We start from the raw sequence: 21,870 nt of genomic DNA on the forward strand, positions 1-21,870 counted from the left end.
AGCCCCGCCATGCCGTCCCGCATATGGCGCGCCTCACCCGGGGGCGGACTCCTCCGACTGCCGCGGCGCCGGCGCTTGACCGTTCACCTGCTGCTCGGCGGGCTTGTCGGCGGTGTGCCGTTCGAGAAAGCGGAGCAGCTCCACGGGGAACGGCAGCACCAGGGTGGAGTTCTTCTCCGCCGCCACCTGCACCACCGTCTCCAGCAGGCGCAGCTGCAGCGCCGCCGGGGTGTCGGCCATGATGCCCGCGGCCTCGGACAGCTTGTGCGAGGCCTGCAGCTCACCGTCGGCGGAAATGACCCGCGCCCGGCGCTCGCGTTCGGCCTCGGCCTGGCGCGACATCGACCGCTTCATCGACTCGGGCAGCGCGACGTCCTTGATCTCCACGCGGTCGATGTGCACGCCCCAGTCCAGCGCGGGGCTGTCGATCATCAGCTCCAGGCCCTGGTTGAGCCGCTCCCGGTTGGACAGCAGGTCGTCCAGGTCGCTCTTGCCGATGATGGAGCGCAGCGAGGTCTGGGCCACCTGCCCGACGGCGAACCGGTAGTCCTGCACGTTGACGGCGGCGACCACGGGGTCGATGACCTTGAAGTACACGACGGCGTCGACGCGGACCGTCACGTTGTCCCGCGTGATGCCCTCCTGCGCGGGCACCGGGAGGGTGACGATCTGCATGTTCACCTTCTGCAGCCGGTCGGCGATCGGCAACAGCAGGGTCAGGCCGGGCTCCCGGACGGCCGAGGACACCCGGCCGAAGCGGTAGACCAGGCCGCGCTCGTACTGGCGGACCACGCGGACACTGGCGGCGAGTCCGGTGATCCCCACGGCCGCGACGACGGAGATGATTTCGGCCAGCATGGCGGCTCCCAGGGGTGCGTGTCCCTTGACGCGATGTTACCCCCGTCACACCGGTTGGGAAGTGCCCGATCACTGGCAGTCTGGGTGAGGTGCGGATACCTGGGGAGTTCTCACGACGGCTGATCGACAACGAGGGCGACGTGGTGCGGCCGTGGCTGGCCGCGCTGCCGGAACTGGCGGACTGGTGCTGCCGGCAGTGGGGGCTGGTGATCGAGGGCCCGCCGTGGCACGGGTACACCGCGCTGGTGTTCCCGGTGCGCCGCGACGGCGAACCGCTCGTGCTGAAGCTGGCCTGGCAGGACGACGGCACCCGCGACGAGCCGGTGGCGTTGTCCGCCTGGGATGGCCGGGGAGCCGTGCGGCTGCTGGAAAGCGCCCGCGGCGCGCTGCTGCTGGAGCGGCTCGACGCGTCCCGCTCGCTGCTCACCGAGCCGCTGGACAAGGCGCTGGAGATCACGCACGGCCTGCTGCACCGGCTGACCGTGCCCGCTCCCGCGCTCGGCCGCACGCTGCGGGACGAGGCGGTCCGGTTCGCCGAGGAGATGCCCGCCGACTGGGCGCGGCTGGGCGGTCCGGTGCCGAAGCGGTTGGTGGACGCCGCGGTCGCCGTGTGCCGGGACCTCGGGCCGGGAGCCGGGACATCACTGGTCAATCAGGACCTGCACTACGAAAACATCCTCGCAGGCACACGGGAACCGTGGCTGGTGATCGACCCGCAGCCGATCGCCGGGGACGCGGAGTTCGGCCTGATCCCCCTGCTGTGGAACCGGTTCGGAGAGTCCACAGTGGAAGAACGGGTGCGTGTGCTGGCCGCCGGGCTGGACCCGGACCGCGCCCGCGCCTGGACGCTCGTGCGGGCCGTGGACAACTGGTTGTGGGCCGCCGAGCACGGTGGTTTCCCCAGCGTGCCGATCGTCAGTGCGATCGCCGAGTGGGCGGCGCTCGAATAGGGTTGGCGGCATGGTGAACAGGGTCTTCGCCGCCCAGCTGGCCGGCCTTCCGGTCTTCGGACCGGACGGCGAGTCCATCGGCAAGGTGCGCGACCTGGTCGCCGGCCTGCGGCTCGACCAGCAGCCGCCGCGGGTGCTGGGGCTCGTCGTCGAGCTGGCCACCCGTCGCCGGGTGTTCGTGCCGATGCTCCGGGTCACCGCGATCGAGCCGAACGCCGTCACGCTCGCGACCGGCTCGGTCAACATGCGCCGCTTCCACCGCCGCCCCAACGAGGTCCTCGTGCTCGGGCAGCTGATCGACGCGCAGGCCCGGCTGGCCTCCACCGACGCGCGCGTCACGGTGGCCGACGCGGCGATGGAACCGGTCCGCACCCGCGACTGGGTGCTGGCCAAGCTCGCCGTCCGCGAGCGCTCCGGACGGCTCGGCATCGGCAGGCGGCGGTCGTCGCTGCAGGTCCTGCCCTGGTCGGAGGTGCGCGGGCTGGGCCTGACCGACCTCACCGGGCAGCCGCAGGGCGCCGGGCAGCTGCTCATGCTGTTCGACACCATGCGCGCGGTCGACATCGCCGCGACCATGCGCGACCTGCCGACCAAGCGGCGGCACGAGGTGGTCGACTCGATGGACGACGAGCGGCTCGCCGACGTGCTGGAGGAACTGCCCGAGGAGGACCAGAAGGAACTGCTCGCGCACCTCGCCGAGGAGCGCGCCGCGGACATCCTGGAGGCGATGAACCCGGACGACGCGGCCGACCTGCTCGCCGAGCTGGCGCCGGCCGACCAGAGCCGGCTGCTGGAGCTGATGCACCCGGACGAGTCCGAGCCGCTGAAGCGCCTGCTCACCTACTCCTCCGACACCGCGGGCGGCCTGATGACGCCGGAGCCGGTCATCCTCACCCCGGACGCCACGATCGCCGAGGCGCTGGCGCACATCCGCAACCCCGACCTGCCCGCCGCGCTGGCCAGCCTGGTTTTCGTGTGCCGCCCGCCGACCGAGACCCCGACCGGCCGCTACGTGGGGTGCGTGCACTTCCAGCGCCTGCTCCGGGAACCGCCTGCCGAGCTGGTCGCCAGCGCCGTGGACACCGACCTGCCCGCACTCGGCCCGGACGCCGACCTGCCGGAGATCACCCGCTACTTCGCGGCCTACAACCTGGCGTGCGGTCCGGTGGTGGACGACCAGGACCACCTGCTGGGCGCCGTCACGGTCGACGACCTGCTCGACCACCTGCTGCCCGACCGCTGGCGCGAGACCGGGCTGCACGACATCACCGAGGGACAGGAGATCGACAGTGCCTGAGTTGACCGCGCGGCGCCGCCTCGACCAGCCCCGCTCCGGACGGGGCCCACTGGTCAGCATCGACCCGGACAGCTTCGGACGGCTGTCCGAGCGGCTGGCCCGGTTCCTCGGCACCGGGAAGTACCTGTTCTGGCAGACCCTCATCGTCGTCGTGTGGATCATCGTCAACCTGAGCGCGGCCGCCCTGCGCTGGGACCCGTACCCGTTCATCCTGCTCAACCTGGCGTTCTCCACGCAGGCGGCGTACGCGGCGCCGCTGATCCTGCTCGCGCAGAACCGGCAGGACGACCGGGACCGGGTGTCGCTGGAGGAGGACCGGCACCGGGCGGCGCAGACCAAGGCCGACACCGAGTACCTGGCGCGCGAGCTGGCCGCGCTGCGCCTCGCGGTCGGCGAGGTCGCCACCCGCGACTACCTGCGCGGGGAGCTGGACAAGCTGCGTGAGGACCTCAACACCAAGCCGCGACGTGGCAAAAGCAATAGGGCCCAGGCAGAGGCCATTACCGGTCCGTAGCATGGTGGGGTGACCAGTACGCAGCAGATCCCCAGTGTCGAGGACGTCCGGGCGGCGCTGAAGGACGTTCACGACCCCGAGATCCGCAAGCCCATCACCGAGCTCGGCATGGTCAAGGACGTCACGGTCGGCGAGGACGGCGTCGTCACGGTCGCGGTGTACCTGACGGTGGCCGGCTGTCCGCTCAAGGACACCATCACCAAGGACACCAAGGCCGCGGTCGGCAAGCTCCCCGGGGTGCGCGACGTCCGGGTGGAGCTCGACGTGATGAGCGACGAGCAACGCACTGAGCTGCGGAAACAGCTGCGTGGCGATGCGGCGGAGCCGGTCATCCCGTTCGCCCAGCCGGGCTCGATGACGCGGGTGTACTGCGTCGCGTCCGGCAAGGGCGGGGTCGGCAAGTCGAGCGTGACGGTCAACCTCGCGGTGGCGATGGCCGAGCGCGGGCTGTCGGTCGGCGTGGTCGACGCCGACATCTACGGCCACTCGGTGCCGCGCATGCTGGGCGCGCGCGAGAAGCCGACGAAGGTCGAGCAGATGATCATGCCGCCGCAGGCGCACGGCGTGAAGGTCATTTCCATCGGCATGTTCACCCCGGGCAACACGCCGGTGGTGTGGCGCGGCCCGATGCTGCACCGCGCGCTGCAGCAGTTCCTGGCCGACGTGTTCTGGGGCGACCTGGACATCCTGCTGCTGGACCTGCCGCCGGGCACCGGTGACATCGCCATTTCGGTGGCCCAGCTGATCCCGAACGCGGAGATCCTGGTGGTGACCACGCCGCAGCAGGCCGCGGCGGAGGTCGCCGAACGGGCCGGCGCGATCGCGATGCAGACGCGGCAGCGGGTCGCCGGGGTCATCGAGAACATGTCCTGGCTGGAGACGCCCTCTGGCGAGCGGATGGAGATCTTCGGCTCCGGCGGCGGCAAGACCGTGGCCGATTCGCTGTCGAAGTCGGTGGGCTCCGAGGTGCCGCTGCTGGGCCAGGTGCCGCTCGACCCGCGCCTGCGGGAGCAGGGTGACGCCGGAACGCCGCTGGTGCTCGCCGAACCCGAGGCTCCGGCGTCGCTCGTGCTGCGGGACGTGGCGAAGAAGCTCTCGGTGCGGGCCCGTGGGCTGGCCGGGAAGATGCTGAACCTCAGCCCCAGCGGACGCTAGGCCGCACACACCCCGAGCTGGGTGGTCATCCCGTCGCCTGACACGTGACGATCACCTTGAGCCAGGGCCGCAACATCCGTGCTCGCGTGAGTTGAGATGCCAACCTTGCGGCCCTGGCTCAAGGTGATATGCACAAACCGGAGGCGACGGGATGACCACCCGGCGACCACCCACCCGAGGTGAGACGACAACGGTCCCCTGGTCATCCCGGAGCCTGCCCGTCCGGCGAGGACTCTTTTGATCTTTTCCGCCCTGCGGGCGGGTGCGCCTTACGGCGCCGGAAGGTCACCTTCCGACCACCCCCGCCCCCTCTCCCTGATTGTGTTTCAGTCGCCGAGCAGCCGTGTCAAGGCGGGAAAGCGTGCCTTGACACGCCTGATCGGCGACTAAAAGCAGGCTGTGGATCGGGGGCGGGGGAGGTCTGGTTGGGGTAGTCGCTTGCTTTGCGTTGCCGGCTTGCGGATTCGAAGTGAGAAGGGCCGCCCCTGCCGGGGTGGCCAGTGCCGTTGCGTTGCCGGTTTCGCGGTTGTGCCAGAAAAAAAATGGGCCACCCCTCCTGGGGTGGCCCTCTTCTCAGGTGGCGTCTGGGTCTGTTGGGGGCTTTTCGCCTGGTTTGAGTGGTTCTGGGTCCGGCTTCGCGGCCGGGGTGGTCGTCGTGGCGGGGTAGCCGTTCGGTTTCACGCTGCCGCCGGACAGGCCGTTGATCCCGAGCGGGTCCGGGTCACCGTCGAAGAGGTGCTGGGTGACCGCCCGGCGCGGGTCGAAGTTCCGCAGCTGCCGCAGGTCCTCCAGCGGCTTCTGGAACTGCTCGAAGTCCGAGCCCATCTCGTCCTTGAGCTGCTGCCGGGCGCCGGTCGCGAAATCGCGCACCTTCCGCACGCTCCGGCCCAGCCAGGCCGCCGCCTCGGGCAGGCGCTCCGGGCCGAGGATGAACAGGCCCGCGACGATCAGGACGAGGATCTCGCCCCAGCCAACGCTTTCGAACATTCGCGAACCTCCGCCTCACACGGCTCCAGCTACCTCAGATTACCCCGCCGACCGGCCTGTTCGGATCCCGCGCGCGGAGTTCACGTCTCGTCCATCCGGCGGTCAGTCCGAGCCGAGCGTCACGTCGACCATCAGCGTCCGCCCCTGCCGGACCAGCTGCACGGGCACCGTCTCGCCGACCTCGTGCTGCCGCACCGCCACCGTCAGCTCCGCCGCGTTGCGGACCAGGCGGTCGCCGAGCTTGGTGATGACGTCGCCCTCCGCGATGCCCGCCCGCGCGGCCGGACCGCCGTCGGCGACGTTCAGCACCTGCGCGCCCTCCGACGTCTCCGCCGCGACCGACGCCGCGTTCACCCCGATGTCGGCGTGCTTGACCTGGCCACTGCTGATGAGCGTCCGCGCGATCTTGATCGCGTCGTCGGCCGGGATGGCGAATCCGATGCCGATGCTGCCGCCCGAACCGTCCGCCCCGCCGTCCGTGCGGATCGACGAGTTGATGCCCACCAGTGCGCCCGTCGAGTCGACCAGCGCGCCGCCCGAGTTGCCGCGGTTGATGGGCGCGTCGGTCTGGATCGCGTCGTACGTGACCGGCGGCTCGCCGTTCTCACCGGCCGCCGTCACCGGCCGGTGCAGCGCGCTCACGATGCCCGAGGTCACGGTGTTCTCCAGGCCCAGCGGCGACCCCACGGCGATCACCGAATCACCCGGTTCGAGGCCGGCCGGGTCGCCGATCTGCAGCACCGTCGGGTTCGACACCGCCACCTTGATCACGGCCAGGTCCGTCTTCGGATCCGTCCCGACCACCCGCGCCTCGGTGCGGGTGCCGTCCGTGAACACCGCGGTGATCTTCGCCTGCGGGTCGCTGGTGGCCAGCGAGATGACGTGGTTGTTGGTGATCGCATAACCCTGCGGGTCGATCATCACGCCCGAGCCGACGCTGCCGGACTGACCGGACTTCACCTCGATCGAAATGACCGCGGGCGCCACCCGCTGCGCGATGTCGGCGATCGAACCGGGCGCGCGTTCCTTGCCCGCCTCGGCCTCGGAGATCGTCGCCGACCCGGTGAGCGAGTCGCCCGCACCGCCGAGCCACCAGCCGATCAGGCCGCCGACGGCGCCGATGAGCAGGCACACCACCCCGAGCAGACCCAGCGCGACCGGCTTCACGCGGCGGCCGAACAGCAGCTCGGGCAGCGACAGCTGGGCGCTGCGCGGACGGTCGGCGTCCTCGTCGTCCTCGTCGTCGGGATCGAGCGCCGGGCGGGACAGCACCGCGGCCGAACCCGGGTCACGCCACGGGTCGGTCATGCGGGACCACAGCGGCGGCTCCGGATCACCGCCCGGCTGCCTGCCGTTGTCCCCGGCGGGGCGCTGCAGCCGCACGTCCTCCGCGCCGGGCGGGCGGCCGAAGGCCTCGGCCAGCGACTCCGGCGCGGGCGGCGCGGCGACGATCTTGTCGCCGTTGCGTGTGCCGGGGGTGTAGAGCTTGTCGAAGGCACCGTCCACGCCGTGCGGGCGGCCGAACGCGCCGGCTTCCGCGGGATCCACCGGCGGCCGGTCCAGCGGGCGGGGCGCCAGCCGCGGTTCCGCGCCTGCGCTGTCCTGTGGTGGATTCGGCTGACTCATCGTTCCCCGGGTGGATGGCTCGTCGTGCTGTCGGCGCGACCCTACGCCACCGATTCTCCCCCGCGGACGGTGAAGGGCGCGTCAGCGACTGGCCACGGGGGCGGGAGTCGTGGTCGTCGTGGTGGTGGCGGGCACGCTCGGCTCGCCACCGAGCTGCGCACGCAGCACACCGGGCGCGGGCGCCTGGCCGGGCTCCGGGTTGGCCTGCGTGGGATCGCCGGTCGACGAGGTCACGACCAGCGCGAGCGCGCTCAGGACCAGGCCGGACACGGCCACCCCGGCGCCCTGCGCGACGCGGCGCCGCACCGAGGGGTGACGCTGACCGCCCAGAACGGCGGAACCACTACCGAGGGGCGCGCTCGACCCGAGCGGCGCCGACGAACCAAAAGGGGACGACCGGAGACCGGCGACGCGGTCGGGCCGCTGGATGGCGACCAGCTGGCCGTCCTCGGTGACGGCGAGGTTGTCGGGACTGGTCGGCAGGTCGGTGTCCTGCGGGATGTTGCGCAGGCTCGCCAGCAGGCTGGCCGGCATCGAGGGTGCTTCCGCGCGCCGGACCGCCGCGCGCACCTGGCGCTGCGACGTCACCTCGGCGGCGCAGATCGGGCACCGGGCGACGTGCGACGCGGCACGCTCGTGGGCGCCAAGGCTCATCTCGCCGTCCACGAAGGCGACGACGGCGTCGGGAAGCAGGTGAGACTCGGGCAGGCCCCAGCCTCGCAGTTCGCTCATGCGGAAACCCCCACGGATTCCTCCTTGGCCGCCCGGCGCCGTTCGAGCGAGGCACGCAACGCCTGCCGGCCGCGGTGGATCCGGCTGCGCACGGTGCCCAGCTTCACGCCGAGCGTCGCACCGATCTCCTCGTAGGAAAGTCCTTCGACGTCGCACAGCACCACGGCGGCGCGGAACTCCGGCGGCAGCTCGTCGAGCGCGGCCTGCAGGTCCGGGTCCAGGTGCGTGTCGCTGTACACCTGCTCGGGGCTCGGGTCGTCACCGACGATTCTGTCGGTGTCCTCGGGCAGCCCCTCCATGCGCACCCGCGAGCGGCGGCGCGCCATGTCCAGGAACAGGTTCGTGGTGATGCGGTGCAGCCAGCCCTCGAAAGTGCCCGGCTTGTAGGAGGCCAGCGAGCGGAACACCCGGATGAACGTCTCCTGGGTGAGGTCCTCGGCGTCGTGGGTGTTGCCGGTCAACCGGTACGCCAGCCGGTAGACGCGGTCGCCGTGCTCGCGGACGACCTCGTCCCACGACGGCGGAGTCCACGCGGACTCGTCGACGGTGACCGGGCGGCCCTCGACCTGCTCGTTCTCCAGGCTGTTCTGCATCGTGGGGGACGGCACCTCCATCAGGCTGTTCTCCCAACTGATCTGTCCAACGCGGGCCATCCGCACTGTGTTCCCGGGAACCCCCTGGCGCCCGTTGAGACCCAGCTTGGCCCCTCTCCTTATGTGGGTAGTGAGACGAGACTGAGAGCCGCCTGAGAGAAGTGTGCACGTCTTCCACGGGTTTGGCGACGACCAGCGCTAACCTTTGCCGCGTGACCTCCGAGACGCTCGCGGCGAGTGGCGGCGACCACGCCGAGGGCTACCTGCCCGACCACCCGGCGGACGCCGCGCTGCTCGCCGCGCGGGCGCGCTCGGCGGAACTGGGCTGCGCGGCGCTCGGACCGGCCACCGGCGCGGCGCTGTGCTTCCTGGCGACGAGCCTGCGGGCGCGCGCGGTGGTCGAGATCGGCACCGGCATCGGGGTCAGCGGGCTCTACCTGCTGCGCGGAATGGCCCCGGACGGGGTCCTCACCTCGATCGACATCGAGCCGGAGCACCACCAGGCCGCGCGCCGCACCTTCCGCGAGGCCGGGTACCCGCCCGGCCGCACGCGGCTGATCATGGGCCGGGCGCTGGACGTGCTGCCGCGCCTCACCAGCGGCGGCTACGACCTGGTGTTCGTCGACGCGGCGCGTGCCGAGTACCCGCGTTACTACGAGCACGGCGTCCAGCTGCTGCGGCCCGGCGGGGTGATCGCGTTCCACGGCGTGACCGACGCGGCCCGCGGCGAGCGGCGGGAGCCCGGAGTGCTCGCGGCGCGCGAGCTGGCGCGGGCCATCCGTGAGGACGAGCGGCTGGTGCCGGCGCTGCTGCCGGTCGGCGGGGGATTGCTGGTCGCCGCGGTGCAGTGATCATCGCTGGTCAGCGCTGTGTCGCGGGCCGCTGGCGCGGTGTGACGCCCCTCGAAATCGTCGTACCCCTGGTGCAGGATCTCCTCACGCGGGAAATGTCCGGATCGACGAGGGGGTCGTCATGCGCGAGGCAGTCCTGAGCGCCGCGCGGTTCATCACCACGCACGCCGAGGAGCCGTTGGGGCTGGGGGACGTCGCCGACCACGTCGGCTACAGCCCGTTCCACCTGGCCCGCACGTTCACGCGGGAGCTCGGCATGCCGCCGTGCCAGTACCTGACGGCGCGCCGGTTCGAGCGGACCAAAAGGCTGCTCCTGCAGACCGACGAGCGGATCATCGACATCTGCAACGCGGTCGGGTTCTCCGCGGTCGGCACGTTCACCTCCCGGTTCACCGCCGCGGTGGGCACCACGCCGGTCGAGTTCCGGCGGCTGCCGGACGTGCTCGCCGACTCGCCGCCGCGGCCGATGTCGTCCCCGGGCGCGGGCGGCGGCACGGTGATGGGCACGGTCCGGCTGAGCCCGGCCGCGCAGGTGGCGCTGGGGCCGGACCCGGCCGTGTACGTCGGGCTGTTCCCCAAGCGCGCCGCGCGCGGGTTCCCGGTCAGCGGCACCCTGCTGGCCGAACCCGGTGACTTCCTGCTCACCGGGGTCCCGGCGGGCACGTACTGGGTGATGTCGTCGGCGCTGCCCAGCGGCGGCGGCGCGACGGCGCAGCTACTCCCGGGCCGCACCGTGGCCGGCGCGTGTCCGCGGGCCGTGCGGGTGTCGGCGGAGGCGCCGGTGCACCAGCGGGACGTGCACCTGGACCTGGGGCAGGACTGGTCGCCGCCGGTGCTGATCGCCCTGCCCGCGCTCGCCTCGGCCGATGCGCAAGAACGGAGAAGACACCGGTGAGAGCGCCGCCGTAGCGTCCGGAGGGTGATCACGCACCTGCACTCGGCCACGGTCCTGGTCGGCGACCAGGAAGAGGCGCTGCGCTTCTACGTGGGCACGCTGGGGTGGGAGAAGCGGGAGGACCTGCGGTTCGGGCCGGTGCACCGGTTCCTGAGCGTGGCGCCGCCGGGCGCGGTGACGTCGATCGTGCTGGGGCAGCCGGAGGTCTACGCGCGGGAGCTGGTCCCGGGCGGCACCGGGATCACGGTGATGACGCCTGACGTGGCCGCCACGCAGGCCGAGATGTCTGCCCGGGGTGTGCGCTTCGCGGGGCAACCGCAAGCCATGCCATGGGGCACGAAGGCGACGTGGTTCACCGACCCGTTCGGGAACGAGTACTTCCTGCTGGAGGGCTGAGGGGGCTGCCGTCAGGCCCGGATCACCGCCCGGCGGGTACTGGCTGCGCGGAGGCTGATCATGGCGGCCACCCGGCTTCTAGGCCGCAGCCACCCGCGCGGTCCGCGCCCGCCGCCCGACCACCGCGGCGCCGGCCAGTGCCAGCCACACCACCGCGGCCCCGACCAGCCAGCTCCAGCCGAACCGTCCGAAGACCACGCTCCCGGCCGTGCCGCCGACGCTGCTGCCCAAGTAGTAGGCCAGCGTGTACATCCCGGACGCCTGCCCCCGCGCCCCCTCCGGGGCCTCCGCCGCGGCCCAGCCGTTGGCGACCGCGTGCGCGGCGAAGAAACCGCCGGTGAGCACCACGAAACCGAGCACCACCAGCGGCAGCGAGTCGGGCAGGGTGAGCAGGATCCCGGTCGCCATCACGGCCAGCCCGCCGAGCACCGCGCGCGGCCGGCCGAACCGGGCGACCAGCCTGCCCGCGTTCGACGACGACACCGAGCCCACCGCGTAGGCCAGGAACACCAGCGAAGCGACCGCCGGCGACAACCCGAGCTCCCCGGTCAGCCGGAACCCCGCCGCGTTGTACATCGCCACGAAGGCGCCCATCGCGAGCAGCGCCACCCCGTACTGGGCCAGCAGCACCGGCCGCCGCAACGCGGTCCCGACGCCGGTCAGCACGTCCCGCAACCGCAACCCCGAACCGCTCGGCCGCGCGCCCGCAGGCAACGACAACACCGTGATCGCGCTGCACACCAGCGCCACCCCCGCGACCACGGCCAGCGCGCCGTGCCAGCCGAGGGCCTCCGCGCTGAACCCGGCCGACAGCCGGCCGACCATGCCGCCGACCGTGTTGCCCGCGATCATCGCCCCGACCGCCGCGGCCACCCCGGTCTTGCCCAGCTGCTCCACCAGGTACGCCGAGGCCACCCCGGGGAACCCGGCGATCGCGATCCCCTGCAACGCCCGCATCGCGAGCAGCACCGGGTACGAGGGCGCGAACGGCATTAGCAGGCCGAGCACGACCGACAACGTCACCGACGCGACGATGATCGGCCGCCGCCCGACGATCTCCGACAACGCCGCGATCGGCAGCACCGCGATCGCCAGCGCCCCGGTCGCCACCGACACCGCCAGCGACGCCGAACCGGGGTCGAGCTGGTACTGCGCGGCGAGCTGCGGCAGGACCGGCTGCGGCGCGTAGAGCAGGGCGAACGACGAAATCCCGGCAGCGGCGACCGCGAGCTTCACCCGGCGCGTTGCCGGGCGGGCCGGGGCGAGCACATCGACTGACACGCCTCGAAAGTAAGCCGCGCTAAAAAATACTTCCAATGCGTGGAACTGGCACAATTCATACCGTGACGTATGAAAGCCCGGCGGAAGCGTCTGACCAGCGGCTGGCTGCGAAGCTCGCGCCCAGCCTGGCCCTGCTGGCGGCCCTGCGTGAAACGCGCAACATCACCCGCGCGGCGGAGCGGCTGGGCATCCCGCAGCCGACGGTGAGCCGCCGCCTGGCCGGGTTGTCCGAGGTCGTCGGCGCGCCGCTGACCCGGCCGGACGGGCGCGGCGTCCGGCTCACGCGAGCGGGCGAAATCCTCGCGGCGACGGCGGCCCGCGCGCTCGCTGCAGTCGAGACGGGTGTGCGGCAGACGCGGGAGGAGATCTCGCCGGACAGCGGGCACGTCGTGCTCGGGTTCCTGCACCTGCTAGGCCGGTGGCTGGTCCCCTCGCTGCTGCGCGACTTCCGCGCCGACCACCCCGGCGTGCGGTTTTCGCTGGTCCAGGGCTCGCGACAGCACGTGCTGGACCGGCTCGCGGACGGTGAGCTGGACCTGGCGCTGGTGGCTCCGCTGCCGGACACCGCGGCGCTGGACAGCTTCGCGTTGTCGGAGCAGGACCTGCTGCTGTCGGTGCCGGAGGCGCACCCGCTGGCCCGGCGGCGCCGCATCCGGGTCGAGGAGCTGGCCGACGAGCCGTTCGTGACGCTCGAACACGGCTATGGGCTGCGGCAGATCATCGACGACCTGTGCGCGGCGGCCGGGTTCGAGCCGAAGATCGCGTTCGAGAGCCAGGAGTCGGACACCGCGCGCGGCCTGGTCGCCGCGGGACTGGGGGTGGCGCTGCTGCCGCGGTTCGGGCCAGCGCCGCCGGCCGGGGTGGTGGAGGTGCCGCTGTCGCCGCGGGTCAGCCGCACGATCGGGCTGACCTGGCGGGCAGGCGAAGAACCGACCCCGGCGGTAGCCGCCTTCCGCGACTACGTGCGCACCAACGGCACCCGCTACGCCTGACGACCGACACGGCTCGGCCCCCACCCACGGTGGCGGCGCCCGGAACTACGCCCGATCCGAGCCGGGCCTGGGAGTAGTGCCGCCGCGCTTCAGACCCGCGCCGCCCGCCGGGGTGGTGGAGCCACTGTCCCCGCAGGGCAGCCACACCATCGCGCCTGGAACTACGCCTGGTCCGTACCGAACGCCTCCGCGAACGCCACCAGCGTCCGCGCCGCGAAACCCGTCGCACCCGGGACGACCTCCGCGTAGGGCTTCTCGGCCCTGGCCGGACCCGCGATGTCCAGGTGCGCCCACGGCAGGCCCTCGGTGAACTCGCGCAGGAACAGCGCCGCCGTGATGCCGCCCGGCCCGCCGGGCGCCTGCTTCACGTCGGCGAGCTCGCCGCGCACCGCGTCGGCGTGGGCGTCCAGCAGCGGCATCCGCCACCACGCCTCCCCGACGCTCGCGCCCGCCTCGCGGATCTCGTCGGCCAGCTTGTCGTCCGTGGCGAACAGCCCGCCGGTCCGCAGGCCCAGCGCGACCTTCATCGCGCCGGTCAGGGTCGCCACGTCCACCACCGCGTCCGGGCTGAACCGCCGGATCCCGTAGGCCAGCGCGTCCGCCATGACCATGCGACCCTCGGCGTCGGTGTTGGACACCTCGGTGGTCCGCCCGCCGTAGTGCCGCACCACGTCGCCCGGCCGGTACGACGAGCCGGACACGTGGTTCTCCGCCGCCGGGACCAGCGCCGTGACCCGCACCGGCAGCCGCAGCGAGGCGATCGCCAGCGTGGCCGCGATGACGGCGCCACCGCCGGCCATGTCGGTGCGCATCAGGTGCATCCCGTCGGCCGGTTTGATCGACAGGCCACCGGTGTCGAACGTGATGCCCTTGCCGACCAGCAGCAGGTGACGGACCGCGCCACGCGGCCGGTACGTCAGCTCGATCAGCCGCGGCGGGCTCGCCGAGCCCCCGCCGACCGCGAGCACCCCGCCGAAGCCCTGCGCGGCCAGCCACTGCTCGTCCCGGATCGTGGCGCTCAGGCCGGGCACCTCGCCGGCCAGTCGCGCGGCGGTGTCGGCCAGCCACTCCGGGTTCTTGACGTTGGACGGCGTGTTCGCCAGGTCCCTGGCCAGCGCCGACGCGCCGGCCAGCACCCGCGCGCGCTCGACGACCCGCTGGTGACCGGCGTCCGCCGTGACCAGGCGCAGCGTGCGCAGCGCGGGCTGCTCCGCGTCGCCGCTGACCTTGAACCGGTACCCGCCGAGCAGCGCCCCCAGGGTCAGCTCCGCGACCTGCTCGCCGGTGACGTCGGCACCCAGTTCGACCTGCACCGCCTTGACGTCCGCGGCCTCCCTGGCGAGGGCCGCGCCCGCGGCGCGCCAGTGCGCGGGCCCGCCCTCGCCGATCCCCACCAGCCAGCGCACGTCCCCGCCGGGGAGCCGGCGGACCTCACCGGCCTTGCCGGTGTGCTCGACTCCGGCGACCGGCGCGTCCGCACCAGCGGGGACCAGGACGGCCAGGTCGGCGCCTCGACGGCGGCCGTCGGCGACCTCGACGTCGATCAGCCGGGTGGGAACGGACGGCAGGGGGAACCGCGCCATCTGGCGACCTCCTGGAACTCAAGGGACTGCGGCCGCGCGTGACGTCAGCCGGTGACGACGGAACGGGAGCGGGTCAGCTGGTGGCCTCCTGCAGGGCAACCCCCAGGTCCTTGGCCTCTTCGGCCGACAGCTCGACGACAAGTCGCCCACCGCCCTCGAGCGGAACGCGCATCACGAGGCCCCGCCCCTCCTTAGTCACCTCGAGGGGACCATCTCCGGTCCGGGGCTTCATGGCCGCCATAGCGTGCTCCCTCCGTATCAACCGGCGCGCCCGGGTCGCGCTCTTCAAGCCAACCGGGTCAGGCCCCATTCTCCCTCATCAGGATGGGCGCGCGAACGCGGACCGATCTTTTCGTGTTTGCTTAGGTGCTGGTATCGCCCCTCACCCGAGATTTCAGGAGGCCCTCCGGTGACCACCGAGGACGTGCTGCTCACCGCCGACGCCGACGGCGTGCGCACCGTGACGTTGAACCGCCCCAAGGCCTACAACTCGCTCACCGTCGAGCTGAAGGAGCGCCTGCTGGCCGCGTTGCGCGAGGCTTCGGCGGACCCGGCGGTGCGCGCGGTCGTGCTGACCGGCGCAGGCAAGGCGTTCTGCGCGGGCCAGGACCTCAAGGAGCACGTCGGGCTGCTGCAGGCGGGCGACCCGGCGCCGCTGCGGACCGTGCAGGACCACTACAACCCGATCGTCCGGGCCATCGTGGAGATGCCGAAGCCGGTGATCGCCGCGGTGAACGGGCCCGCCGCGGGCGCGGGAGCGGCTTTCGCCTACGCCGCGGACCTGCGCATCGCCGCGTCGTCGGCGAACTTCCTGATGGCGTTCGCCAACGTCGGGCTCGGCCCGGACTCGGGCGCGTCGTGGACGCTGCAGCGGCTGGTCGGCTACGGCCGGGCGGCCGAGCTGATGCTGCTCGCGCGCACGGTCGGCGCCGAGGAGGCGCTGTCGCTGGGCCTGGTCACCGAGGTCGTGCCGGACGAGGAGCTGGCCGGCCGGGCGCAGGCGCTCGCCGCGAAGCTCGCCGCCGGGCCGACGGTCAGCTACGCGAAGATCAAGCAGGTGCTGACCGTGGCCGCGGAGGGCTCGCTGGAGGACGCGCTGGCCGCCGAGGACGCGGCGCAGACGGTGCTCGGCTCTACGGCCGACCACCGCGAGGCGGTGGAGGCGTTCGTCGCCAAGCGCAAGCCGGACTTCCAGGGCAAGTAGGTCAGGACGCGCGGAAGCAAGTCACCAGGTGGTCGTCGACCATGCCGGTGGCCTGCATCAGCGCGTAGCACGTCGTCGGGCCGACGAACGCGAACCCGCGCTTCTTCAGCGCCTTCGCCATCGCCGTCGACTCGGGCGTGATGGCCGGGACGTCCGCCATCGTGCGCGGGCGGGGCCGCTCCCCCGTCGGCGCGAACGACCACAGCAGGTCGTCCAGCGGCTGGTCCAGCATGGTGATCGCGCGGGCGTTCGTGATCGCGGCCAGTATCTTCGCCCGGTTCCGCACGATCGACGCGTCCGCCATCAGGCGCTCGACGTCGTCGTCACCGAACTCGGCCACCTTCTCCGGCACGAAACCGGCGAACGCGTTCCGGAAGCCCTCCCGCTTGCGCAGGATCGTGATCCACGACAGCCCGGACTGGAACGCCTCCAGGCACAGCCGCTCGTACAGGGCGTCCTGCCCGCGCAGCGGCACGCCCCACTCCGTGTCGTGGTACTCGGCGTAGTCCGGGGCCGAGTTCCCCCACGGGCACCGCGACACCCCGTCGGCGCCGATCGACTCCGTCATACCTGCCCCACCGAATAGCTCTCCGCGAACTTCGCGAACCGTTTCAACGAGTACCGCAGCCCGATCACGAACGCGGGCTTCACCACCGGCCAGCCCAGCTGCCCCGCGGGCCCGAGCGGCGGCACCAGGCTCTCCGACCACACGAACGTCGAGGAGTGCGCGCCCTTCGCGTGCACGTGGAAGGCGCCGGTGCCCTTGACGACGCTGCCCAGGTGCCGGACCGTGCACCGCACCGGCGGCTCCCAGCTGGTGATCACCATCGGGTCGGTGACGCCGACCCCGCGCACCCCGGTGAACGCGCTCAGCTTCGACCCGACGCTGCGGCCGTCGCCCTCGACGACTTCGACGTGCGTGCCGAGCATCCACTCGTGCTGCCGCTCCCAGTCGGTCAGCGCGAGCCACGTCGTGCCCGCGCTCGCGTGCACGTCCACGGACAGGACCAGGTCGATCATCCCGAGGTCTGCCGTTCCGCCTCGAGCTCGGCCACCCTGGCGCGGAGCTCGTCGATCTCGGCGCCCAGCCGCCGCACCACCCAGTCCACTTCGGACATCTTGTACCCGCGCAGCACGAGCTGGAAGCGCACCTTCTGCACGTCCTCGCCGGTGATGTCCCGCACCGGCAGGCGCGTCGGCGAGCTGCCCGGCGGCAGCGGGGCCAGCTCCTCGCCGCGACCGAACACGACGGCGGCCAGCAGGAACACCACAGCCGCCACGAGCAGCATGATCACGAGGTAGATCAGGGCGGTCGTCACGTCAGAATCGTGACACACCCGGGCGGGGTTCGTCCCCCGAGCGCACCTCGCGCATCGGCGGCCGATCGGCGACCAGGACGTCCGACTCCCGCGGCACCCACGCCCCGGCCTCGGCCACGAACTGCGTCAGCGTCCCCGAGCCGCCCGCGTCGACCCCGCAGCGAGCCAGCGCCGTGCCGAGGATCTGCCGCGCCATGACGCCCAGCTGCAGCAGCGACCGGTTCCGGTGCTTCCGGACACCCAGGTTGACCTGCGCGAGCCCGGCCATGCCGTAGCGGGCCTCGGCGTCGAGCAGCAACCCGATCTCCACCCCGTACCCGGCCGCGAACGGCACCGACTCGAGGAACTCGCGCGTGGCCGCGTACTCGCCGCCGAGCGGCTGGACCACCGCCGACAACGCGGGCCGCAGCGCGGACAGCACCGGGCGCGCGAGCAGCTCGGTCACCCGCCCGCCGCCGTGCCCGGCCTCGGCGGACTCGACCCGCAGCGGCCGCCGGTAGAACCCCTTGACCAGGTGCACGCCCTCGGCCAGCAGCAACGGGCCGAGCAGCGCGGGCACGAACCCGGGGTCGGGGTCGACGAGGTCGGAGTCGAGGAACACGACGAGGTCACCGGTGGTCGCCGCCAGTGACCGCCACAGCACCTCGCCCTTGCCGGGCAGCGGTTCGAGGTCCGGCAGCACGTCCTCGCGGCGCACGACCCGCGCGCCCGCCTCCGCCGCGACCTCGATCGTCGCGTCGGTGGAACCGGAGTCGACGACCACCAGCTCGTCGACGAGGGTGCCGACCAGCGGCCGCACCGACGCGACCACCTCGCCGACCGTCTTCTCCTCGTCGAGCGCGGGCAGCACCACCGACACGGTGCGGCCCGCTTTCGCCCGTACCAGGTCAGCGGGGTCGAAATCGGGCTCCTGCCACGTGCGCAGGGCGAACCAGCCGGTGTCCATGACCGCCGATCGTGCCATGCTGGGATTGACGACGAACTGGAGGAACCCGTGCTTTACCAGCTGATCCGTCTCCTGGCCGTACCGATGGTCAAGCTGATCTACCGGCCGGAGGTGCGCGGCGTCGACAGGGTTCCCGCGTACGGCCCGGTGATCCTCGCGCCCAACCACCGCGCGGCCGTGGACACGACGCTGCTGGCGCTGGTCAGCCCGCGGCGGGTGCGGTTCCTCGGCAAGGCGGAGTACTTCACCGGCAAGGGCCTGAAGGGCCGGCTGATGGCCGCGTTCCTGGACGCGGTGGGGTTCGTGCCGGTGGAGCGCGGCAACGCGAAGGCCGGGCTGGCGGCGCTGGAGTCCGGCCGCAAGGTCCTCGACGAGGGCGGCGTGTTCGGCATCTACCCGGAGGGCACGCGCTCGCTCGACGGCCGCCTGCACCGCGGGCACACCGGAGTCGGCTCGCTGGCCCTGGCGACCGGGGCGAAGGTCGTGCCGGTGGCCATGACCGGGACGGAGAAGCTGCTGCCCAACGGCAAGCTGTTCCCGCGGTTCGCGAAGGTCACCGTCGAGTTCGGGGAGCCCTTGGACTTCTCGCGCTACGACGGGCTGGACGCGTCACCGGCGATCCGGCGGGCCGTGACCGATGAGGTGATGTACGCGATCGCCGAGTTGTCGGGGCAGGAGTACGTGGACAAGTACCACAAGCGGCCTGGGGAGGCCGCCTAGCGACCCTCACCCCGGTCGCACATTCTCGACGATGTGCGACCGGGGTGCGTCACTGCCACTTGGCGATGTCGGGAGCCTCGTACTTCGCGAAGGCGTCCAGCAGCGCGGCGGGGTCCTCGTCGACGAAGACCAGGTCCCGGTGTTCCGGGCGCAGGAACTTCTCGGTGACCATGTGGTCGATGAACTCCTGGAACGGGCGGTAGTACCCGCGCACGTCGACCAGGCCGATCGGCTTTTCGTGCAGGCCCAGCTGCGCCCAGGTCCAGACCTCGGCCAGCTCCTCCAACGTCCCGGCGCCGCCGGGCAGGGCCAGGAACGCGTCGGCGTACTCGGCCATCTTCGCCTTGCGTTCGTGCATGTCGGCGGTCACCACGAGCTCCGACAGGCCCGCGTGGGCGATCTCCACCCGCTTGAGGTGCTCCGGGATCACGCCGATCACCTCGCCGCCCGCCGCGAGCGCGCCGTCGGCCACCGCGCCCATCAGGCCGACGCTCGCGCCGCCGTAGACCAGGCCGATGCCGCGTTCGGCGAGCAGCTTGCCGAGCGCCGTGGCGGCGTCCACGTACACCGGGTCGCCGCCGCCGGAAGAACCGCAGAACACACAGATTCGCTTCACTTAGTGGGTGTCCTCCCAGGCCTTGTAGGCCTCCTCGACCATCGCCACCGCCTCGTCGACGTCGTCGGTGAGGTGCAGCAGCGCCAGGTCCTTGTCACTGATCTTGCCCTGGGCGTGCACCGAGTCCCGGACCCAGTCGTAGAGCCCGCCCCAGTAGGACCGTCCGAACAGGACCACCGGGAACTTCGTCACCTTCTTGGTCTGGACCAGGGTGAGCGCCTCGAACAGCTCGTCCAGTGTGCCGAACCCACCGGGCAGGCAGATGAACGCCTGCGCGTACTTGATGAACATCGTCTTGCGGGTGAAGAAATACCGGAAGTTCACCCCGAGATCGACCCACGGGTTCAGGCCCTGCTCGAACGGCAGCTCGATGCCCAGCCCGATGGACAGCCCGCCCGCCTCGGACGCGCCGCGGTTGACCGCCTCCATCGCGCCCGGCCCGCCACCGGTGATGACCGCGAACCCGGCGTTCGCCAGGCCCGCGCCGATCTTGCGGCCCAGCTCGTACTCGGGGTGGTCACGCGGCGTGCGGGCCGAACCGAACACGGTGACCGCGCGCGGCACCTCGGCCAGCGCGCCGAAGCCCTCGACGAACTCGGCCTGGATGCGCATGACCCGCCACGGGTCGGTGTGCACCCAGTCGCTGGGCCCGCGCGAGTCGAGCAGGCGCTGGTCGGTGGTGGTCGGCTCGATGCGGCGCTCGCGGCGCAGCACGACCGGCCCCCGCTGCTTCTCCCGCGGGTGCTCGGGATACTCGGACGTTCCGTCCACTTCTGGCCCTGTCACGCCGCCGAGCTTACTGGCCCAGGAAGTCCCGCAGCACGCGCGTGACCTGCCGGATCTCCCGCGCCGCGACGTGCTCCTCGCGGGTGTGCGCGAGGGTCGGGTTCCCGGGACCGAAGTTCACCGCGGCCATGCCGAGCGCGGCGAACCGGGCGACGTCCGTCCACCCCAGCTTCGCCGCCACCGCGCCGCCGGCGGCTTGGACCAGCTCGGCCGTCGCCGGGGCCGTCAGCCCGGGCAGCGCACCCGGCGAGAGGTCCACAACGGACAGTTCGTAGCCGTCGAACACCTCGCGCAGGTGCTTTTCGGCCTGTTCCGGGCTGCGGTCCGGGGCGAACCGGAAGTTCACGGCGAGCACGGCCTCGTCCGGCACGACGTTGCCGGCGACGCCGCCGGAGATCCGCACGGCCTGCAGACCCTCGCGGTAGGTCAGGCCGTCGATGTCGACCACCCGCGCCTCGTAGGCCTCCAGCCGCCGCAGCGGCTCGCCGAGCGCGTGGATCGCGTTGACGCCCATCCAGGCCCGCGCGGTGTGCGCGCGCTTGCCGGTCTGGCGCAGCTCGACCCGCATCGTGCCCTGGCAGCCTGCCTCGATGACCGCGTTCGACGGCTCCCCGACGATCGCCAGGTCACCGGCCAGCCACTCCGGCATCTCCCGCTCGATCCGGCCGAGACCGTTGCGCACGGCCTCGACCTCCTCGTTGTCGTAGAAGACGAACGTCACGTCGTGGCGCGGTTCGGTGACGGTGGCGGCGAGGTGCAGGAACACCGCGTCGCCGCCCTTCATGTCGACCGTGCCGAGCCCGTGCAGCACCTCGTCGTCGCCGGAACCCTCGCGGCGCACCGGCAGGTTCTCGTTGACCGGCACCGTGTCCAGGTGCCCGGCCAGCACCACGCGGGCGGGCCTGCCGAGGTTCGTCCTGGCCAGCACGGCGTCGCCGTTGCGCACCACCTCCAGGTGCCCGGCCTGCGCGAGCAACGCGGCCTGCACCGCGTCGGCCAGCGCCGCCTCCTGCCCGGACACGCTCTGGACGTCCACCAGCGCGGCGGTCAGGTCGACGGGGTCAGCGTGCAGGTCGAGAGTCGTCATGTCCCGACTCTAGGGGGTGTCGTACGGTGGGCGGATGCGCACGTGGAAGGCCCTGATCACGCTCGGTGCGCTGGCACTCGTGCTGGCCGGCTGTTCGAACGAGGCGGGCCCGACCCCGAAGGGCGGCGGGGGCCAGGCGGAAACGCCGTACGCCCTGTCGGTCAAGCTCAACGCCCTCACCGCGGACACCTGCTTCCGCGACCCGGCCGGCCAGACCCCGCGCGGCTGCGGCAAGTACGTCACCGAGCTGGGCAGCACCCCGGGCCTGGTGCGCGAGCAGGCCGGCCCCAAGCACCCGGACGTGGTCGCGGCGGCGAACGGCCTGGAAAAGGCCATCGGCGACTACCGCGGCGGCCACTGCGACGCCGTCGCCGAGCCGGGCGGCGCGTGCACCACGGCGCTCACCGCGATCGCCGACAGCCTCCGGTCGGTCAAGCAACTGGTGGACACCCAGCTCATGACCGGCTGAGTTACGGTTGGGG

Annotated in this window: 26 protein-coding genes; 11 read left to right on the plus strand and 15 right to left on the minus strand. The window is 72.3% G+C overall.

The genetic code is table 11. The annotated features are described in order from the left end of the window. Positions 1-33: 33 nt before the first annotated feature. Positions 34-858: a slipin family protein gene (locus tag AMY39116_RS0328090; RefSeq protein WP_020420936.1), complete on the minus strand. Its 825-nt coding sequence runs from the start codon at positions 856-858 to the stop codon at positions 34-36. 89 nt (positions 859-947) lie between these two features. Between AMY39116_RS0328090 and AMY39116_RS0328095 the strand changes: the two genes are divergently transcribed. From AMY39116_RS0328095 to AMY39116_RS0328110, 4 genes are read left to right on the plus strand one after another with little or no spacing between them, the layout of a single operon-like run. Then, positions 948-1,808: an aminoglycoside phosphotransferase family protein gene (locus AMY39116_RS0328095; RefSeq protein ID WP_235716239.1), complete on the plus strand. Its 861-nt coding sequence runs from the start codon at positions 948-950 to the stop codon at positions 1,806-1,808. 10 nt (positions 1,809-1,818) lie between these two features. Then, the gene (locus AMY39116_RS0328100) at positions 1,819-3,105 is read left to right on the plus strand and encodes a magnesium transporter MgtE N-terminal domain-containing protein (protein WP_020420938.1); all 1,287 of its coding nucleotides are present in this window, start codon (positions 1,819-1,821) and stop codon (positions 3,103-3,105) included. After that, on the plus strand, positions 3,098-3,619 hold the full coding sequence (locus AMY39116_RS0328105; protein WP_017986918.1) for a DUF1003 domain-containing protein: 522 nt from the start codon (positions 3,098-3,100) through the stop codon (positions 3,617-3,619). Before AMY39116_RS0328100 ends, AMY39116_RS0328105 begins: the two co-directional genes overlap by 8 nt. A gap of 9 nt (positions 3,620-3,628) precedes the next feature. After that, entirely contained in the window at positions 3,629-4,774 is a 1,146-nt protein-coding gene (locus tag AMY39116_RS0328110) for an Mrp/NBP35 family ATP-binding protein (protein WP_020420939.1), read from the plus strand. A 573-nt stretch (positions 4,775-5,347) separates the two neighbouring features. Here the strand turns inward: AMY39116_RS0328110 and tatB are convergent. The 4 genes from tatB to sigE all read right to left on the minus strand — a co-directional run bounded on the left by tatB (position 5,348) and on the right by sigE (position 8,733). Continuing rightward, positions 5,348-5,761: a Sec-independent protein translocase protein TatB gene (gene tatB / locus AMY39116_RS0328115; protein WP_020420940.1), complete on the minus strand. Its 414-nt coding sequence runs from the start codon at positions 5,759-5,761 to the stop codon at positions 5,348-5,350. Positions 5,762-5,863: 102 nt separating this feature from the next. Continuing rightward, positions 5,864-7,387: a S1C family serine protease gene (locus AMY39116_RS0328120; protein ID WP_027936284.1), complete on the minus strand. Its 1,524-nt coding sequence runs from the start codon at positions 7,385-7,387 to the stop codon at positions 5,864-5,866. A gap of 81 nt (positions 7,388-7,468) precedes the next feature. Beyond that, the gene (locus AMY39116_RS0328125) at positions 7,469-8,119 is read right to left on the minus strand and encodes an anti-sigma factor (protein ID WP_020420942.1); all 651 of its coding nucleotides are present in this window, start codon (positions 8,117-8,119) and stop codon (positions 7,469-7,471) included. Continuing rightward, positions 8,116-8,733, minus strand: a complete 618-nt coding sequence (sigE, locus tag AMY39116_RS0328130; protein WP_017986913.1) for an RNA polymerase sigma factor SigE — start codon at positions 8,731-8,733, stop codon at positions 8,116-8,118. Before sigE ends, AMY39116_RS0328125 begins: the two co-directional genes overlap by 4 nt. Before the next feature lie 191 nt (positions 8,734-8,924). Between sigE and AMY39116_RS0328135 the strand changes: the two genes are divergently transcribed. The 3 genes from AMY39116_RS0328135 (at position 8,925) to AMY39116_RS0328145 (ending at position 10,854) form a co-directional block, all read left to right on the plus strand. Continuing rightward, positions 8,925-9,563: an O-methyltransferase gene (locus AMY39116_RS0328135; protein WP_020420943.1), complete on the plus strand. Its 639-nt coding sequence runs from the start codon at positions 8,925-8,927 to the stop codon at positions 9,561-9,563. Between the two features lie 121 nt (positions 9,564-9,684). Then, positions 9,685-10,458, plus strand: coding sequence for a helix-turn-helix transcriptional regulator (locus AMY39116_RS0328140; RefSeq protein WP_020420944.1), 774 nt, complete (start codon positions 9,685-9,687; stop codon positions 10,456-10,458). Between the two features lie 24 nt (positions 10,459-10,482). Then, the gene (locus tag AMY39116_RS0328145) at positions 10,483-10,854 is read left to right on the plus strand and encodes a VOC family protein (protein ID WP_020420945.1); all 372 of its coding nucleotides are present in this window, start codon (positions 10,483-10,485) and stop codon (positions 10,852-10,854) included. Positions 10,855-10,932: 78 nt separating this feature from the next. Here AMY39116_RS0328145 and AMY39116_RS0328150 read toward each other — a convergent pair whose 3' ends face one another. Continuing rightward, on the minus strand, positions 10,933-12,090 hold the full coding sequence (locus AMY39116_RS0328150; protein ID WP_020420946.1) for an MFS transporter: 1,158 nt from the start codon (positions 12,088-12,090) through the stop codon (positions 10,933-10,935). Positions 12,091-12,197: 107 nt separating this feature from the next. Here AMY39116_RS0328150 and AMY39116_RS0328155 point away from each other — a divergent pair, with 107 nt between their 5' ends. Continuing rightward, positions 12,198-13,127, plus strand: a complete 930-nt coding sequence (locus AMY39116_RS0328155; RefSeq protein WP_020420947.1) for a LysR family transcriptional regulator — start codon at positions 12,198-12,200, stop codon at positions 13,125-13,127. A gap of 161 nt (positions 13,128-13,288) precedes the next feature. On the opposite strand, the gene AMY39116_RS0328160 is transcribed toward AMY39116_RS0328155, so the two are convergent. Together AMY39116_RS0328160 and AMY39116_RS43670 are read right to left on the minus strand one after the other, a co-directional pair. Continuing rightward, positions 13,289-14,710 carry a M17 family metallopeptidase gene (locus AMY39116_RS0328160; protein ID WP_020420948.1) on the minus strand — a complete coding sequence of 474 codons (1,422 nt, stop codon included), beginning with the start codon at positions 14,708-14,710 and terminating at the stop codon, positions 13,289-13,291. Positions 14,711-14,783: 73 nt separating this feature from the next. After that, complete coding sequence (locus AMY39116_RS43670) at positions 14,784-14,951, minus strand: DUF3117 domain-containing protein (protein ID WP_081617745.1); 168 nt, start codon at positions 14,949-14,951, stop codon at positions 14,784-14,786. 168 nt (positions 14,952-15,119) lie between these two features. Between AMY39116_RS43670 and AMY39116_RS0328170 the strand changes: the two genes are divergently transcribed. Next, on the plus strand, positions 15,120-15,914 hold the full coding sequence (locus AMY39116_RS0328170; protein WP_020420950.1) for an enoyl-CoA hydratase-related protein: 795 nt from the start codon (positions 15,120-15,122) through the stop codon (positions 15,912-15,914). Position 15,915: 1 nt separating this feature from the next. On the opposite strand, the gene AMY39116_RS0328175 is transcribed toward AMY39116_RS0328170, so the two are convergent. The 4 genes from AMY39116_RS0328175 to AMY39116_RS0328190 are packed head-to-tail and all read right to left on the minus strand — an operon-like array spanning position 15,916 to position 18,179. Next, a complete protein-coding gene (locus tag AMY39116_RS0328175) occupies positions 15,916-16,482 on the minus strand; it encodes a DNA-3-methyladenine glycosylase I (protein WP_020420951.1) in 567 nt (188 codons plus the stop codon). Then, complete coding sequence (locus tag AMY39116_RS0328180) at positions 16,479-16,934, minus strand: SRPBCC family protein (protein ID WP_020420952.1); 456 nt, start codon at positions 16,932-16,934, stop codon at positions 16,479-16,481. The genes AMY39116_RS0328175 and AMY39116_RS0328180 overlap by 4 nt, the downstream gene beginning before the upstream one ends. Then, entirely contained in the window at positions 16,931-17,233 is a 303-nt protein-coding gene (locus AMY39116_RS0328185) for a DivIVA domain-containing protein (protein ID WP_017986902.1), read from the minus strand. Before AMY39116_RS0328185 ends, AMY39116_RS0328180 begins: the two co-directional genes overlap by 4 nt. A gap of 1 nt (position 17,234) precedes the next feature. Further along, positions 17,235-18,179: a glucosyl-3-phosphoglycerate synthase gene (locus tag AMY39116_RS0328190; protein ID WP_020420953.1), complete on the minus strand. Its 945-nt coding sequence runs from the start codon at positions 18,177-18,179 to the stop codon at positions 17,235-17,237. A 48-nt stretch (positions 18,180-18,227) separates the two neighbouring features. On the opposite strand from AMY39116_RS0328190, the gene AMY39116_RS0328195 reads away from it, so the two are divergent. Further along, positions 18,228-18,899: a 1-acyl-sn-glycerol-3-phosphate acyltransferase gene (locus tag AMY39116_RS0328195; RefSeq protein WP_020420954.1), complete on the plus strand. Its 672-nt coding sequence runs from the start codon at positions 18,228-18,230 to the stop codon at positions 18,897-18,899. A gap of 49 nt (positions 18,900-18,948) precedes the next feature. Here AMY39116_RS0328195 and AMY39116_RS0328200 read toward each other — a convergent pair whose 3' ends face one another. The 3 genes from AMY39116_RS0328200 to dapE are packed head-to-tail and all read right to left on the minus strand — an operon-like array spanning position 18,949 to position 21,388. Beyond that, entirely contained in the window at positions 18,949-19,515 is a 567-nt protein-coding gene (locus tag AMY39116_RS0328200) for a TIGR00730 family Rossman fold protein (protein WP_020420955.1), read from the minus strand. Then, a complete protein-coding gene (locus AMY39116_RS0328205; RefSeq protein WP_017986898.1) occupies positions 19,516-20,286 on the minus strand; it encodes a TIGR00730 family Rossman fold protein in 771 nt (256 codons plus the stop codon). Between the two features lie 25 nt (positions 20,287-20,311). Next, entirely contained in the window at positions 20,312-21,388 is a 1,077-nt protein-coding gene (gene dapE, locus AMY39116_RS0328210; protein WP_020420956.1) for a succinyl-diaminopimelate desuccinylase, read from the minus strand. A gap of 34 nt (positions 21,389-21,422) precedes the next feature. Here dapE and AMY39116_RS0328215 point away from each other — a divergent pair, with 34 nt between their 5' ends. Next, positions 21,423-21,857, plus strand: a complete 435-nt coding sequence (locus AMY39116_RS0328215; RefSeq protein ID WP_020420957.1) for a hypothetical protein — start codon at positions 21,423-21,425, stop codon at positions 21,855-21,857. Positions 21,858-21,870: the final 13 nt, after the last annotated feature.

Origin of the sequence: Amycolatopsis sp. ATCC 39116, assembly GCF_000231075.2 — a bacterium.
Taxonomy (GTDB): Bacteria; Actinomycetota; Actinomycetes; order Mycobacteriales; family Pseudonocardiaceae; genus Amycolatopsis_E; species Amycolatopsis_E tucumanensis.